General features: G+C 38.0%; 13 protein-coding genes. 8 read left to right on the forward strand and 5 right to left on the reverse strand.

Annotation, left to right across the window (positions count from 1 at the left end; translation table 11 throughout):
* Positions 1 to 383: 383 nt before the first annotated feature.
* The 3 genes from AW17_RS20605 to uvrA form a co-directional block, all read right to left on the reverse strand.
* Positions 384 to 1,403 (reverse strand): asparaginase, encoded by a 1,020-nt coding sequence (locus tag AW17_RS20605; RefSeq protein ID WP_029279616.1) that lies wholly within the window; start codon positions 1,401 to 1,403, stop codon positions 384 to 386.
* A 288-nt stretch (positions 1,404 to 1,691) separates the two neighbouring features.
* Positions 1,692 to 2,459 (reverse strand): TatD family hydrolase, encoded by a 768-nt coding sequence (locus AW17_RS20610; RefSeq protein ID WP_029279617.1) that lies wholly within the window; start codon positions 2,457 to 2,459, stop codon positions 1,692 to 1,694.
* A 244-nt stretch (positions 2,460 to 2,703) separates the two neighbouring features.
* Complete coding sequence (gene uvrA, locus AW17_RS20615; RefSeq protein WP_051692007.1) at positions 2,704 to 5,601, reverse strand: excinuclease ABC subunit UvrA; 2,898 nt, start codon at positions 5,599 to 5,601, stop codon at positions 2,704 to 2,706.
* A gap of 448 nt (positions 5,602 to 6,049) precedes the next feature.
* On the opposite strand from uvrA, the gene AW17_RS20620 reads away from it, so the two are divergent.
* The 5 genes from AW17_RS20620 to AW17_RS20640 all read left to right on the forward strand — a co-directional run bounded on the left by AW17_RS20620 (position 6,050) and on the right by AW17_RS20640 (position 10,215).
* A complete protein-coding gene (locus AW17_RS20620; RefSeq protein ID WP_157280380.1) occupies positions 6,050 to 6,610 on the forward strand; it encodes a hypothetical protein in 561 nt (186 codons plus the stop codon).
* 174 nt (positions 6,611 to 6,784) lie between these two features.
* On the forward strand, positions 6,785 to 7,066 hold the full coding sequence (locus tag AW17_RS20625; RefSeq protein ID WP_036670546.1) for a virulence RhuM family protein: 282 nt from the start codon (positions 6,785 to 6,787) through the stop codon (positions 7,064 to 7,066).
* Positions 7,067 to 7,348: 282 nt separating this feature from the next.
* Positions 7,349 to 8,887, forward strand: coding sequence for a sensor histidine kinase (locus tag AW17_RS20630; RefSeq protein WP_055726109.1), 1,539 nt, complete (start codon positions 7,349 to 7,351; stop codon positions 8,885 to 8,887).
* Between the two features lie 291 nt (positions 8,888 to 9,178).
* Positions 9,179 to 9,493, forward strand: coding sequence for a GIY-YIG nuclease family protein (locus tag AW17_RS20635; RefSeq protein ID WP_029279624.1), 315 nt, complete (start codon positions 9,179 to 9,181; stop codon positions 9,491 to 9,493).
* Positions 9,494 to 9,540: 47 nt separating this feature from the next.
* Positions 9,541 to 10,215 carry a LytR/AlgR family response regulator transcription factor gene (locus AW17_RS20640; protein WP_029279626.1) on the forward strand — a complete coding sequence of 225 codons (675 nt, stop codon included), beginning with the start codon at positions 9,541 to 9,543 and terminating at the stop codon, positions 10,213 to 10,215.
* A gap of 253 nt (positions 10,216 to 10,468) precedes the next feature.
* On the opposite strand, the gene AW17_RS20645 is transcribed toward AW17_RS20640, so the two are convergent.
* Positions 10,469 to 10,882 (reverse strand): alpha-2-macroglobulin family protein, encoded by a 414-nt coding sequence (locus AW17_RS20645; protein WP_167343707.1) that lies wholly within the window; start codon positions 10,880 to 10,882, stop codon positions 10,469 to 10,471.
* Between the two features lie 285 nt (positions 10,883 to 11,167).
* Between AW17_RS20645 and ribH the strand changes: the two genes are divergently transcribed.
* From ribH to ytxJ, 3 genes are all read left to right on the forward strand, one after another.
* On the forward strand, positions 11,168 to 11,659 hold the full coding sequence (ribH, locus tag AW17_RS20650; protein WP_029279630.1) for a 6,7-dimethyl-8-ribityllumazine synthase: 492 nt from the start codon (positions 11,168 to 11,170) through the stop codon (positions 11,657 to 11,659).
* Positions 11,660 to 11,766: 107 nt separating this feature from the next.
* Entirely contained in the window at positions 11,767 to 11,895 is a 129-nt protein-coding gene (locus AW17_RS25200; protein ID WP_256449930.1) for a hypothetical protein, read from the forward strand.
* A gap of 89 nt (positions 11,896 to 11,984) precedes the next feature.
* Complete coding sequence (gene ytxJ, locus AW17_RS20655) at positions 11,985 to 12,317, forward strand: bacillithiol system redox-active protein YtxJ (RefSeq protein ID WP_029279632.1); 333 nt, start codon at positions 11,985 to 11,987, stop codon at positions 12,315 to 12,317.
* A gap of 1,142 nt (positions 12,318 to 13,459) precedes the next feature.
* Here the strand turns inward: ytxJ and AW17_RS20660 are convergent.
* Positions 13,460 to 14,977, reverse strand: coding sequence for a malate:quinone oxidoreductase (locus tag AW17_RS20660; protein ID WP_029279634.1), 1,518 nt, complete (start codon positions 14,975 to 14,977; stop codon positions 13,460 to 13,462).
* Positions 14,978 to 15,598 lie beyond the last annotated feature (621 nt).

Genomic DNA, 15,598 nt, shown 5'->3' on the forward strand with positions numbered 1-15,598 from the left:
ATTTGAAAAGATATGTATGGGTACTGGCAAGATTGGGAGGTTGGAAAGGTTATGAAAGCAAGCGGACACCAGGAATAACAACCCTATGGATCGGACTAAGGTATTTTAGAGCAGCAAAAGAAGGATGGGACACATATAAAGATGTGTCCACACGATAGGATGAATCGGGAAAGGGGCGGGCTTTTCAGGGCTGCGCTTCGCTCCGGTACCGATGAAGGATCGGTACTGAACCCTTCCAATCCCTAACGCAAAACCCACTGTTTTAAATAGAGCTAGCAGGTTTTTGAAACTTCGTTGGTCGGGATTTGCAATCTCGACCTTGTTAGCCTTAAAGATTACAAATCTTTAGTTCTGTAGACGGGATTACAAATCCCGACTAGCGTTTAATCCTTAGTCAACTCTCCGCGAAGCGATTCTTCCATCAGCTTACGGCTTTCTTCTATTGACAAGCCCAAGCCCATTACAAACATTAGCTTTGTAACTGTAGCTTCGAAAGTTAAATCGTACCCACTTAAAATGCCCATTTTCAACAGTTCTCTGCTGGTTTCGTAGCGACCAAGCTGGACTGAACCTTTTTTACATTGAGAAATGTCGATAATAATCTTTCCATTCAAAATGGCCTGACGCAAACTATCTAAAAACCATTGTGCGGTTGTGGTATTACCTGAGCCAAAAGTCTCTAAAATAATGGCGTCTACCTTAGAATCTGTAATCGCCTGAACTGCCTGCAGGGTTATACCAGGGTATAATTTCAGCACCCCAATGTTCGAATTAAAATTGGTGTGTAATTTCAATTCTCCTTTCGGTGCTTTAAGAATATAATTTCTGTAAAACTGCAGGTGAACGCCCGCTTCGGCAAGTATCGGGTAATTTGGCGAACGGAAAGCTTCAAACTTTTCGCTGTTATACTTTATAGAGCGATTGCCCCTAAATAACTGGGAATCAAAATAAATGCAAACCTCCGGAAAAAGTGCTTTTCCATCTTCTTTGGTTGCTGCAATCTCTAGAGCGGTAATTAAATTCTCTTTGGCGTCAGTCCTAATTTCGCCAATAGGCAGCTGCGAACCGGTTAAAACAACTGGTTTAGCTAGATTTTCGAGCATAAAGCTCAACGCCGATGCCGTAAAGGCCATAGTATCAGATCCGTGGAGGATAACAAAACCATCGTACTGGTCGTATTTGTGATAAACAAGCTCTGCTAATGTTTTCCATATTTCAGGGTCCATGTTTGATGAATCCAATACCGGATTGAAGGAATGCACATCTAAATCGTAATCTAAACGGTTTAATTCAGGAACGTTTTCTTTTATCTGCTGAAAATCAAATGGAATTAACATCCCATTTGTAGGATCGTTAACCATACCGATAGTACCACCGGTATAAATTATTAATATTTTGGTCATTTGGTTGGGTGAAGGTTGCTCACCGCAAAGAAACTAAAAATTTACAAATGATCGGACGATATTTTTAAATTAACAACAAAAATAGCTATCGCAGCATTTAAATTACCAATTAAATAATTTAAACAGCAAATAATTATCAAATTAACAATTGAATTCATATGAAGTAGTCTCAAAAATCAATTGCTGAATCCTGCTAAACAGATTTCTCCATTACGTTGCACTTCAGTCGAAATGACGACCGACTTAAACCCGACTAACGACTTCAGACTGAGGACTTCGGACTCAATCCTAAACCCCAAAAATTTTCTTCGAATTCTCTGTGGTTACATCCGCAATTTCTTCAATAGGAGTACCATAAATGTCGGCCAGTTTTTGGGCAACATAAATCAAATAACTGCTTTCATTAGGCTTTCCACGGAAAGGAACTGGTGCCAAATAAGGCGAATCAGTCTCTAAAACTACATTAGCCAAAGGAATTTCTAATAATACCAGATCCAATCCAGCTTTTTTATAGGTAACCACACCACCAATGCCTAAATAAAAATTTAAGTCGATGGCCTGTTTAGCCTGCGCTACATTACCAGTGAAGCAATGAAAAATACCACGCAGTTTTTCGTCCCTTTCACTTTCCAATAACTCGAAAACCTCATCAAAAGCCTCGCGACAATGGATCACAATCGGCAAACCCAAATCTTTTGCCCAGCCAATCTGTTTACGAAAAGCATCTTGCTGAATGGCCAAGGTAGTTTTATCCCAATACAGATCGATCCCGATCTCACCAATGGCATAAATTTTCCGGTCGGAAATGCTATTGTAAATTTCGTCCAATTGAGCAAGATAATCTTCCTTCACATCACAGGGATGTAAACCTGCCATCGCAAAACAGTTTGCCGGATATTTCGCCACCAGATCATCTATCATGGCAATCGACTTTACATCAACATTTGGCAAAAACAAACGGTTAACGTTGTTCTCAAAACAGCGTTCCATTAACTGCGCTTGTTTCTCAGCATCCTGCTCGTAATATAAATGGGTATGGGTATCGGTGAAAAGCATGTTTATAATGTAAAATGGGTAATGGAAAATGGATGATGGGCTAGGTTATTTATCATGAATGTATTATTCAGTCAATTTCTTCTCGAATCTGTCATGTTGAGCCTGTCGAAACACTTTGCAACAAATTTTAAGCAAGTCCTTCGACAGGCTCAGGATGACAAATTTATTTGTACATAAAGACCCTGAAACGAGTTCAGGGTGACGATCGCTTAAAACCTGTAATCTCGGTCTTTCTGACCTCAAACTATTTCTTCTTCTTAGATACTTTGACCTCAGACTTAAGACTACCAACCTCGGCCTCTAAAGCCATTTCCTTTTTCAAAAACTTTCCGGTTAAACTGATTGGATTCTGGATCAAACCTTCTGGCGTACCTTCGAATAAAATCCTTCCGCCACCAGCACCGCCTTCTTCACCTAAATCGATCACCCAATCGGCCACTTTAACCACATCTAAATTGTGCTCTATTACCAAAATCGTATTTCCTTTATCAACCAGCTCTTGCAATACACCTAAAAGCACATTAATATCTTCGAAGTGAAGTCCGGTGGTAGGCTCATCTAAAATATAGAAGGTTTTCCCGGTATCTTTTTTAGAAAGCTCTGTAGCCAATTTAACCCGCTGCGCCTCGCCACCTGATAAAGTAACCGAAGATTGACCTAAAGTGATATAACCTAAACCAACATCTTTCAATGTTTTGATCTTCCTATAGATGATCGGGATATTTTCGAAGAAATTACAGGCATCTTCAATACTCATATCCAGCACATCACTGATCGATTTTCCGCGGAAACGAACTTCTAAGGTTTCCCTGTTATATCTTCTGCCTCCACATTCTTCACAAGGTACCTGTACATCAGGCAAGAAATTCATTTCAATCACCTTTAAACCAGCGCCCTGACAGGTTTCGCAACGGCCACCTTTTACATTAAAAGAGAAACGGCCGGGTTTGTACCCACGGATTTTTGCTTCAGGCAACTGTACAAATAAATTTCTGATATCGGAAAAAACGCCGGTATAAGTAGATGGATTAGAACGAGGTGTTCTGCCAATAGGTGCCTGATCGATTTCAATCACCTTATCAATTTCTTTCAATCCGTTAATTTTCTCGTAAGGCAAAGGTTGTTTTTTCGCCCTAAAGAAATGGTGATTTAAAATCGGGTATAAAGTCTCGGTAATCAAACTCGATTTACCACTGCCCGAAACTCCGGTTACGGCAATAAATTTACCCAAAGGAAAATCTACTGAAACTTCTTTTAAATTATGCCCGGTAGCTTTTATGATAGACAATTTATGCCCATTGCCTTTTCTGCGGATTTTTGGTGTTTCAATTTTCTTTTTGCCGTTCAGGTAATCAGCAGTTAAGGTATTCGATTTCAGGATCTGTGTGGCAGTTCCTTCTGCAACTACCGTTCCGCCGTGGATACCTGCTCCAGGACCAACATCAATTACCCAATCGGCCTCCAGAATCATATCCTTATCGTGTTCCACCACCAAAACGGTATTTCCAAGATCACGGAGATTTTTAAGCGCATTGATCAAACGTTCATTATCGCGCTGGTGCAAACCGATACTTGGCTCATCGAGGATGTACATTACGTTCATCAACTGCGAACCGATCTGCGTAGCCAAACGAATCCGTTGCGCCTCGCCTCCAGAAAGTGTTCTGGCTGTTCGATCTAGCGTTAAATAGGTTAAACCAACGTCTGTTAAGAAACCGATCCTGGCTTTAATCTCTTTTAAAATTTCCTTTGCAATAATATTCTGACGGTCGCTAAGGCGTTCATCTACTTTTTCGAACCAGATGTTCAGGTTGAAAATATCCATTGATGACAGTTCGAAAATATTTTTGCCATCAACTTTGAAATGCAGGCTTTCTTTTTTAAGCCGTGCGCCGTTACACTCCGGACAGGTTTTCAGTTTACGGAAAGTTTCCATATCATCAACCGCAGCCTCGCCCCGTTTTTCGTTCTGCTCTTCGAGCATTTTAATAATACCATCGAAAGTGATATTATAATTCTGAACGTTCCATTTATTGTACTCAACAGCCACATTGATCAGATCGTGTGTACCGTTTAAAATAATATTGATGATATCATCACCCAGTTTTTCAATTGGGGTAGAAAGCGAGAAATTATATTTTTTGGCTAGCGCTTTTAATACCTGGAACATCCAGATATCTCTATATTCGCCTAATGGAGCCAAACCACCGTTTAAAATACTCAGCTTTGGGTTTGGAATCACTGATTCTTTATCCACCACGAAGATATAACCTAAACCGTCACAACGTTCGCAGGCACCATATGGTGAGTTGAATGAAAAACTGTTAGGTTGAGGTTCATCGTAAGAAATACCTGTAGTTGGGCACATCAAAAACTTACTAAAATGCGCAACATTATTATCTTTATCGCTGATTTTGATCACACCTTTACCCATTTTCATCGCAATCTGCAACGAATCTAGCAAGCGTTTTTTATCCTTCACATCAATGATCAAACGGTCGATCACCACTTCGATATCGTGAATTTTATAACGGTCTACCTGCATTTTAGCAGAAATATCCTTTATTTCTCCATCTACACGAACCTTTACATAGCCTTGTTTACGGATCTGCTCGAAAAGCTCGCGGTAATGCCCCTTTCTACCTTTAACAACAGGCGCAAGAATATTTACTGCAACACCATCAAATTTATTAAAGATATTCTGCAGGATCTGATCTTCACTCATCCGCTCCATTTTTTCACCAGTGTTGTACGAATAGGCATCGGCAACACGTGCATAAAGCAAACGCATAAAATCGTAAATCTCGGTAATGGTACCTACAGTAGAGCGCGGGTTTTTGCTGGTGGTTTTTTGCTCAATAGCAATAACCGGGCTCAATCCCGAAACCTTATCCACATCAGGGCGCTCCATCCCGCCCATAAACTGGCGGCTATAGGCACTAAATGTTTCCATATAGCGGCGCTGCCCTTCAGCATAAATAGTATCAAAAGCCAACGAAGATTTACCACTTCCGCTTAACCCTGTTATTACAACAAGTTGGTTGCGCGGAAAACTGACATCTATATTCTTTAAATTATGTACCCTCGCACCATATACTTCTACATCTTTTTGCTCGCCGAGGTCGATAGATTTATTGCTCATATTTTATTAAAAGTTGGAGGCAAAATTGAGCCTTTCAAAAGACAAAATTTCAATCCGCAAAAATGCTAAAAATTTTATCAAAATGAAAGTCTAATGCAATCTTGATTAAGGATTAATTGTCATAATGTCGACTTCTATTTCGTAGGAAATCAGAGGTAAACAGAAGAAACAGATTAAAAGGTTAAAAAAAGTTTTCGCCATACTTCACAAACGCTGTAAATGACACAATGGTTTTGTATTTTTAGGGAAATGGTTTTTAAAAGAAATCTGGAGCATTATTGATTTAAACATTTATATTCGTTTATAAAAATTTAAAAACGAGACGAGTTGCGAATATTTGAGAGTTGGTCGCAATTGCACGAAACCATACTCTAGATCAAAACTTGGCGCAAATACCTATATAAATAAACTTGCCTGGTTCCATATCTTTAATGAGTTATAAATGATTGTGATGACTGCCGAAGAGTTAAAAAAAAATTATTCCAGCTTTTCAACTAAGAAATTATTGGAGATTGTAGACAACAAGTTTGATTACACAGAACTTGCAGTAACCATTGCTCTTGCAGAACTTTCTACACGACAGGTTTCAGAGCAGGATATAAAGAGCTATAAAGACGAGCAGATTGAAAAGGTTGAGTCGTTTATCAAGCGAAATATTTTAGATGATCTTACGGTTTTGCAGAAAAACTTGTTTTATTTCGTGTGGTTCCCTTTGATCAACTTTGCTTTTAAACAGAATTTCAGAGACGATGGTTATGTTTTGAAGCTAAAACAGGCAAATTATTATTCCTTGATTGGTTTTGTGTGTTTCATGTTGACAGGTATTATCTCCGGTATTTATGAACTTTCAAATTGGACATCTTTTGCAATATGGATTTTTGGATTTGCACCAGCATATGCCTTCGATGAGACCTTCAATCGGCAAAATCAGATAAAAAGGCTCCGGAAACGTTATGCACCTCGAGAGGCCGAAGATGGCCAATCAAGTGATAGAGAAAACGACTTATAATACTTTAGTTAAGTATCCAAATGCACCTAACAGGGTTTTGCCAAAATTGTGGCAACATTGCAAGCCGAACCTTTCTGCTTTTTAACTAAATTATTGCAGGGCGAACAGCAGTGGTTTTAAACACCCCAACTTCGGCAAGCCCCTAATCCATTAACTGCCATATTTCCGAACCGAATGAAAATAGAAACAAATGAATTTAAAGGAAAGAGAAAAATGAATTCTGAATTAATCATATATCAAACAGAAGATGGGCAAACAAAAATTCGGACTCGCTTAGAGGATGAAACCGTTTGGCTGACTATTGAGCAGATGCAGGAGTTGTTTCAAAAAGCAAAGTCAACCATTAACAAGCAAATTCTAAACATGTACAAAGAAGGCGAACTAGAAAAAGACGCTTCTTCGAGAAAAATCGGAAATTCCGATTTTTCTACTACTGCCAAAAGATTAAAGAAATAGCCAATATCAAATTAGTACACGTAACATACGACCAAACAGGAAAAAGGAAAAGCACCAATGCTTTGGGTATTCGAGAAATGCAAAAAAAGCCCATGAATGCAAGACGGCACAATACTTATTACTCAAAACATCTGACAGCACAACGAAGAAAGTTGACAACGCTAAAAAACCGATCTTAAAATCTAAAAATTCTATTCATTCATCCCATTTTTTGCCCCATCCATCACATTTTAAATATAGATGTAAATTCTCTTCGTAAAATTGTGGTATAAACTAAAACAAATGGTAATTCTATCAGGTAACCCATCTACAATAAAAACCAAAAGCATCAACCAGCTTGAATTTTGGATTTCTACAACACTATATGTGCTGGCCCTAATTGGTATCTGCTCATCCACAATCTATAACTCGGGCAATTCTTATCGTTTTGAAGAAAGCGGTATTGATTATAGTGTAATGACAAACTTCTTTATTCCAGAATTATTTAAGATCACCAGTTTATATATCAGCTTTTTATTGTTCAATTTTTGCCTCATGCCCCAACTTGCAAATAAGAATAACGTAACACTTAATCTTATTCTTACGGTTTTGGTCACAGCGTTCTCTGTAGTTGCGTGGATGGTTTACAATACCTATTCTCAAGCATACCGATTGGTTGAATATGATGACATCGATAACGCTTACGGAATCTTTTTTGGTGAAGCTTTTACTTATATTTTCTTTTTATATCTACTCTTTAATGCTTATGCCTATTTTAATGAGCGGGGCTTAGAATTACTAAAAAGAATCCCGGTATTAAAAAATTACCATAACAACATCGTTCCAGAGCTCTTTGTAAGCACCAAAATCTGGCTGATTTCGCTCATGATTTTTGCAGCCGTACTTTCGGTAAGAATAGATTATGAAATACTGATCGTTTGGGTAATTGTACCACCGGTAAATATCTTTCTAGCTTTTTGTTCTATTTATTACGTTATTCCAAACCTCAGAAAGGATTTTAAAGGTTTTGGCCGGTATTTTTGGGGAAATGTAGGTTTAACCATTATGCTCTCACTCCTACTGTCGATCGTCCTTATCCCTTTTATGCGCAATGGTGCTGTAGTGCCGATCACCTTAATTTTAAACGCAATATGCTTAATCTGCATTACTACGCCATCTGCATGGTATATTTACAAACATAAATTTGAAAAACAGAGCGAAATTCAGATGCTCAAAACGGAATTGGGCAAATCGGATGCAAACCTAAATTTCTTAAAATCGCAGATCAATCCACACTTCTTATTCAATGCTTTAAATACCTTATTCGGAACAGCTTTGCAGGAAAATGCAGAAAGAACGGGCGAAGGGATCCAGAAACTGGGCGATATGATGCGTTTTATGCTCCATGAAAACACCCAGGATAAAATTTCGTTAACCCGAGAGGTAGAATACCTGAACAATTATATTGATTTACAAAAGCTCCGCACCTCACGCTCTGCAGATATCAGGATTGATACGCATATTGAAGAACAGTTAAATAACCTGCAGATTACGCCGATGCTGTTGATTCCATTTATTGAAAATGCATTTAAACATGGTATTAGTTTGCAACAGCCTTCGTACATTAAAATTACCCTGCAAACCAAAGAAAAAACTTTATATTTTGATGTAAGCAACAGCATTTACATTAAGGCCGATAATGATCCTGAAAAATTAAAAAGTGGCATCGGACTTGAAAATGTTAAACAACGTTTATCATTGCTTTATTACGGAAAACACGAATTAATTATCCGCGAAAGTGCCAATGAGTTTTTTGTTCATTTAACTTTACAATTGGATTAGTCATTCGGCTTTGCTTATGGTAACCCATAATTTGTTATGTCAATATAAATGATGATTTACCTGTGAATGTCACCCTGAGCGTAGTCGAAGGGCAGTAGCTCAAAAATATCTGTTGGGATTTATCTTGATTTTATTATATTTAAAATGTCCTTCGACTACGCTCAGGATGACATTAATGTATAGGATGATCGAGTTGAATGATACATCAAGGTTAACAATCGGTTATTGAATAGGCGTAATACAAATAGTTGTGTCACGCTGAGCGGAGTCGAAGCGCCAACAAAATAAAATATGAGAACCTACACCGTTTATATCCTAAAATGTGCTGATAATTCATATTATACTGGGGTTACCAATGATATAGACAGAAGGCTTTATGAGCATGAAAATACAATAAACGTTAATTGTTATACTGCAGATAGAAGACCATTGGTATTAGTGTTCTGCGAACATTTTGAAGATATAAACGATGCAATAAGCTTTGAAAAACAAGTTAAAGGCTGGTCGAGAAAAAAGAAAGAGGCTATTATAAACGATAACTGGGATAAACTTAAAGAACTAGCCATTTGTAAAAACACTACTAGCCATACGAATTTTGCCAAGTAATGGGCTTTGATTACGCCCCGCCTAACATCCACCAAGACAAATAAAAAATGATTGCCATTGCTATAGATGATGAACCGATTGCACTAGAGATTATAAAATCGCATGCCTCAAAAGTTCCATTTGTAGCATTGCAACAAACTTTTACAGATGCCTTTGCAGCCATCAGCTATCTTCAGCAGAACAAGGTTGATTTAATTTTTCTGGATATCAAAATGCCAGATATCAGTGGAATTGATTTTTTAAAGAGTTTGAGCAAGCCACCAATGGTTATTTTTACAACGGCCTACACCGAGCATGCTGTGCAGAGTTTTGAACTCGATGCTGTAGATTATCTGCTAAAACCTTTTTCACTTTCGCGTTTCTTAAAGGCTTGCAATAAAGCCCAGGAACTCTTTAACCTGCGCAACCAGAAGCAGGAAACAAAAACAGCATATATTTTCGTAAAAGATGGTTACGAGCAAATTAAGGTGGAGTTGGACGAAATCCTTTATGTGGAGGCCTCAGGCAACTACACCCAGATACAGCTAAAAGACAAACTTTTAAGCTCGAGGATCACCATTAACGATTTGGCTGAACTGTTGCCAAAAGTAGATTTTATCCGCTGTCACCGGGCTTTTATTGTAGCTAAAAATAAAATATCCAAATTTGACCGCAGCCAGATTTGGATTGGAGAAAAAATTATTCCCATCGGGGCAACCTATACCAATATTAAACTTACTTAATGTAACTTAAGAAGTTGTATCATAAAGGCAATTTCACCTCAGATGATGTCATGTTGAGCCTGTCGAAACACCTTAAAGAATGTTTAACAGGCCCTTCGACAAGCTCAGGATGACAAATCTATATTATGATATAACCTCTTCTACTTCGTTAGTTAGACCCTGAAATAAATTACCTTCGGTGAGCTCGCTTAAGGCTCGGTTTACTCCGTAGCTTTCCGCTTCGCTCCAGGTCAGGGTAAAGGTGGTCAAAATATTAAGGTTTCACATTTACCCTTATTCCTGCTGAGTGTGTGGTAAACTCTGGTGCATACATACTTTGTAAAGAGGTAATTCCGTTCGAAAAATTTCCGGCATGCGTAACCCTTAACGGATATTCAAATACGTAGGTTCCTTTAGGCATATAACTGATAAAGAAATTGGTTGAAGCATCTTTTGTACTTTCGTAATAACCTAAACCATCCTGATATTTATACCTAGAGATTACGTTTACAGGTTCAAAACCCGATGAACGCATATCTTTCAAATGAATATATTCCATATCCCGATCACAATAAATTTCAATACATACTTTCAACAAATCGCCAGGGGCCAAAATATTGGTTGCCGTAAGCGGAGTTAAAACATCGCCTTTTGCGCTAGCTTTTTGGACAAACAATTGTTTGTGGATTTTAACACCTGTGTTCCTTTCCCAAGAGTAGCCACCGCAAAAGACATATTCCCGTCGGTTTCATTTGTAGTTGCATAACCATTTTCATTAGTGGTAATTAAATCGCCATTAATATATTTCCGCTTGTTATAATCATATCGCTGTTGTTGGGGCAGAACGTAAAAATTCCATAAGCGATTAAATTTTATCTGATTATTATACTAATCTAACCATAACTGAACTAAATGTTACAAGTAACAAACATTAAGGTTTTTAACATTCGAAGCATAACATTATCTTTGCCCCATGTCAACACAATTAAAAAATCTATCTGATTTCTCTCACACCACCGTTCCTAGTGGAGCAAACTATAAATTCGGAATTATTGTAGCCGAATGGAATGCCGAAATTACCGGCGCTTTGTACAATGGTGCTTTAAAAACATTATTAGCTAATGGTGTTGCCGAAGAAAATATAATTTCTTTACCGGTACCAGGAAGTTTCGAATTAACAGGCGGTGCAGAAATTCTATTGAGCAAAAGAAGCGATATAGATGCTGTAATCTGTTTAGGTTGCGTGATTCAGGGTGATACCAAACATTTCGATTTTATTTGCGATGCAGTAGCACAAGGTATAACCAATGTTAGCATTAAATACAGCAAACCAGTTATTTTTGGTGTTTTAACTACCAATAACCTAGAGCAGGCACAAGATCGTGCTGGTGGCAAACATGGCAACAAAGGCGATGAGGCTGCTATTACTGCCATTAAAATGGCTGATTTTTCTGCTCAAATTTAAACTTGCGTTTTAATAATTATTTGTAACTTAGAATTTAAAAATCTATCAGATCCGTTGAAACCATCATAACTGGTTCATGATAGCTTCATTACCATTGAAACAAACTTATGCAGATGAAAAAAGTAGCCATTTTATTATTGGCGGTGTTTTGCACCATTACCATTTTAGAATCCTGTTCTTCTAAGCTTTGTCCTGCTTACGGATCTTATCCTGAAGGAAAACGCAGAAGGAATTAATCTACCTCATTTGTAATCTCATATTCAGGTCATTTACAGAACTTTATTTAACTGTAATTGTTGTCCTGTAAAACAATACGTATCATATCATGACTTGGGTTAACTTAACTTCAATAGAACAGCTTGACGAGATCAAGAATGCAAGCGGTTTTAGCCTTATTTTTAAGCACAGCACACGTTGCTCAATTAGTTTAATGGCTAAAAAGAACTTCGAATTTGATTGGGACATCATTCCGGCTGACACAAAACTTTACTTTTTAGATTTAATTAGCTATCGTGATATTTCCAACCATATTGCCGAAATCTTTCAGGTAGCGCACCAATCACCGCAGATTTTATTGATTAAAGATGGCGATTGTGTATTGGAAGCGTCGCATAGCGATATTTCTGCCGATGAAGTTGCAGAAGTAATTGCGGTTTAACCTTAAAGTATTTTTCACAAAAGAGGGTATTCAAGCAATTGGATACCCTCTTTTGCATTGTAAGAATATGCGATATTTTTTTTTGAAAAGCAATGTTCGCTTTACCACCTTTTCATGGCCGATAGAATGCTGCAAACGCTTTTCAAATGATTTGGAGCGCAGCTGCATTACTGCAATTAACGCTCGTCCTGCTTTGCGCTCCGATCTTTTTTGCCCTTTACTTCGACTGCGCTCAGTACAAGCTCACTCAGGATGACAAAAAAGGATCTCCGCTTCAATCAGGGCTAAGTTGGTTAGGTCTGCGGCACTGAAAACTCCTCATAGCTGCAGAAGCAAAGACAATCTAAACCCGACCATAGATGCTCCCGATTTAAGCACTTATTTTTTTGTTTTATGATGTGCTTGCTTATTTCACAGGTTTCATCGGAGCAGAAACGGGGCAGGGCTTCGTTAACAAAAGTACTACTGCAATTGCTTTTCAAATCATATCACTTTCTCGTGACTGAAAGGATGCTGAATAACCTCGGGATATCGTCATTGCGAGAAGGCTTTTCAGCCGACGAAGCAACCTTACAACGATCGCTACCAGCGTGCGCATTAAGATTGCTTCGTTCCTCGCAATGACGACCCTCTATTGGAATCTTTCATTGATAGCGTAGTTGAAAGGTATCTTTTTAATTAATCAAACTATCGAAGTCTTCTGCTACGCTCAAGCGCAGGGCGTAACTTAATGACATTTTCCTTCGGAAAGATTGATGGCGCGAACGATCAATTATCTATCCGGTTTCGATCTGTGGGGACACAGACCGAGGATGCAGAACGAAAAAATCTTTCTCCCACAAGTATTACCTGTGAAACGTTCCTAACGGAACGAAAGAAAACCAATGTTACTCATGAGCCATCCATTAGGTAAATATGATGACAGATAGCTAATATAACGTATCGGCCGTCCCTTCGGGACGAATGGTAGGTAGCAAATAACATTTTGTTATTTGTGTTCGTTCCGTAGGAACGTTTGGTGATGCAAATGATCAATTACCTATCCCATTTCGGTCTGTGCGGGCACAGACCGTGGAAATACCTAAAACAAAAAAGTCCCGATTTACATCAGGACTTTTTATAAAATTATATCGTTGTTTCAATTAAGCAACCACAGTATTTTCTATTTTCAATACTTTCGATGTTCTTGTTCTGGTTTCTTTGCAAAGTTCTGGGTCCTGAGCTAAGGCTTTTCCATAGGTTGGGATCATTTCTCTGATTTTCGCCTGCCATTCGTCGGTAGCTAAATCTTCTGCAAAACAACGGTTTAATAGATCGAGCATAATAGAAACAGCCGTTGATGCACCAGGAGAAGCGCCAAGCAAAGCCGCAATAGAACCATCAGCAGCACTTACCACCTCGGTTCCAAACTCTAAAATACCGCCTTGTTTTTCGTCTTTTTTAATTACCTGAACACGCTGCCCTGCATATTCTAGCTCCCAATCATTAAGTTCGGCAGTTGGCAAATATTCTTTCAACGCTTCCAACCTATCTTCTGGCGACTGCCTAACCTGCTCAATTAAATATTTTGTTAAATCGAGGTTGTGCAATCCGGCAGAAAGCATCGGACGGATGTTATTAAATTTAATTGATTTTGGTAAATCCAGGAATGAACCATTTTTAAGGAATTTGGTAGAAAAACCAGCATAAGGACCAAACAACAATGCTTGTTTGCCGTTAATCATTCTGGTATCTAGATGTGGAACCGACATTGGCGGCGCGCCAACCGCAGCCTTGCCATATACCTTTGCATGGTGTTTTTTAATAATTTCTTCATTGGTACATTTCAGCCATTGCCCACTTACAGGGAAACCGCCAAAACCTTTTCCTTCAGGAATATCTGATTTTTCCAATAATGGCAAAGAACCACCACCGGCACCGATAAATACAAATTTAGCTACACGTTTACGTTTATCGCCGGTTTCTAAATCTTTAACTTTTACAATCCAGTTGCCGTCTTTATTCTTTTTCAGGTCACGGATTTCGTGATTGAAATGCAGATTAACATTACTTTGTTCCTTTAAGTTGTTAAACATATCACGGGTTAAGGTTCCAAAATTAACGTCGGTTCCCAGATCCATTTTTGTTGCTGCAACTTTTTCGCTCTTTTTACGGCCATCCATAATTAAGGGTGCCCAGTTTCTTACAAGCTCAGTATCCTCGGTATATTGCATGTCGCTAAACAGATCACATTGGGTTAATGCGTCGTAGCGTTTTTTAAGATATTCTACATTCTTTTTCCCCCAAACAAAACTCATGTGAGGAATATTGCGGATAAAATTACAAGGGTCAGAAACCAATCCCTTGTTCACTAAATATGACCAAAATTGCTTGGAAACTTCAAAATGCTCAGCAATCTGAACTGCCTTTTTTATTTCAACCGTACCATCCTTCTTTTCGGGCGTATAGTTTAATTCGCAAAAAGCAGAGTGTCCCGTTCCGGCATTATTCCAGGCATCAGAACTTTCTGCCGCCGCAATATCTAAACGTTCGTAAATTTCTATGCTTAAATTGGGCTCTAATTGTTTTAACAAAACACCCAGGGTTGCACTCATGATGCCAGCCCCTATTAAAATTACATCAGCGTCAGTTTTACCAACTGTCTTTTTCTTTTTTGTCATCTTAGTTTAAAGGAGTTACAAATTTAGAATGATTTTAAACATCCCACGAATTTTAGGGCATTAAATCTGAAAAAATTGCTAAAAAATTAGAAATACCCCTCTCTTTTTGACATGTTCTAATCAAATTTTAATCCAAAAATTAGTTTGATTAATAACTATAGTAAAAAGAGCATTAAATTAACCATAGAAACCCATTGTTAATCTGCTAATAGCACCTTCTTTTTCTTTTGAAAATTTATCATTTTAGTTTTAAACGCTTGAAAAAATTTAAATTTTGATAATTAGGGCATTTTCTGAAAGGCTAAATTTAGATGAATCTGCATTTTTCATTTTTTTTCCTTCCTAAAGGATTAGTTTTATACATCTATTTGTTTAAAACATGCCTCATGAAGAATTTAATTTTGCTTTGTCCTATTTTTAGCTGCCTGTTCTGGCGAAAAAACCGATCAGCTTTTACTCGAACTTGATAAAAAGAAACTGGCTGAAAACATCAATTATGATAAAATCATATTTTATAAATTATCGGATGGAGCTTAGTCTCGAATCCTCCTATCGTGTGGACACATCTTTTGTTAATTCTATATTTGTTTTTAGTGCACATTCATTAAGGCGGTCGTCATG

The sequence above is a fragment of the Pedobacter borealis DSM 19626 genome, assembly GCF_000708285.2.
Lineage (GTDB): Bacteria > Bacteroidota > Bacteroidia > Sphingobacteriales > Sphingobacteriaceae > Pedobacter > Pedobacter borealis.

What these genes read in the sequence shown, in the direction of transcription:
- AW17_RS20605 (WP_029279616.1), bottom strand. Translation starts at nt 1,403, where the DNA reads ATGACCAAAATATTAATAATTTATACCGGTGGTACTATCGGTATGGTT.
- AW17_RS20610 (WP_029279617.1), bottom strand. Translation starts at nt 2,459, where the DNA reads ATGCTTTTCACCGATACCCATACCCATTTATATTACGAGCAGGATGCT.
- uvrA (WP_051692007.1), bottom strand. Translation starts at nt 5,601, where the DNA reads ATGAGCAATAAATCTATCGACCTCGGCGAGCAAAAAGATGTAGAAGTA.
- AW17_RS20625 (WP_036670546.1), top strand. Translation starts at nt 6,785, where the DNA reads ATGAAAATAGAAACAAATGAATTTAAAGGAAAGAGAAAAATGAATTCT.
- AW17_RS20630 (WP_055726109.1), top strand. Translation starts at nt 7,349, where the DNA reads ATGGTAATTCTATCAGGTAACCCATCTACAATAAAAACCAAAAGCATC.
- AW17_RS20635 (WP_029279624.1), top strand. Translation starts at nt 9,179, where the DNA reads ATGAGAACCTACACCGTTTATATCCTAAAATGTGCTGATAATTCATAT.
- AW17_RS20640 (WP_029279626.1), top strand. Translation starts at nt 9,541, where the DNA reads ATGATTGCCATTGCTATAGATGATGAACCGATTGCACTAGAGATTATA.
- ribH (WP_029279630.1), top strand. Translation starts at nt 11,168, where the DNA reads ATGTCAACACAATTAAAAAATCTATCTGATTTCTCTCACACCACCGTT.
- AW17_RS25200 (WP_256449930.1), top strand. Translation starts at nt 11,767, where the DNA reads ATGCAGATGAAAAAAGTAGCCATTTTATTATTGGCGGTGTTTTGCACC.
- ytxJ (WP_029279632.1), top strand. Translation starts at nt 11,985, where the DNA reads ATGACTTGGGTTAACTTAACTTCAATAGAACAGCTTGACGAGATCAAG.
- AW17_RS20660 (WP_029279634.1), bottom strand. Translation starts at nt 14,977, where the DNA reads ATGACAAAAAAGAAAAAGACAGTTGGTAAAACTGACGCTGATGTAATT.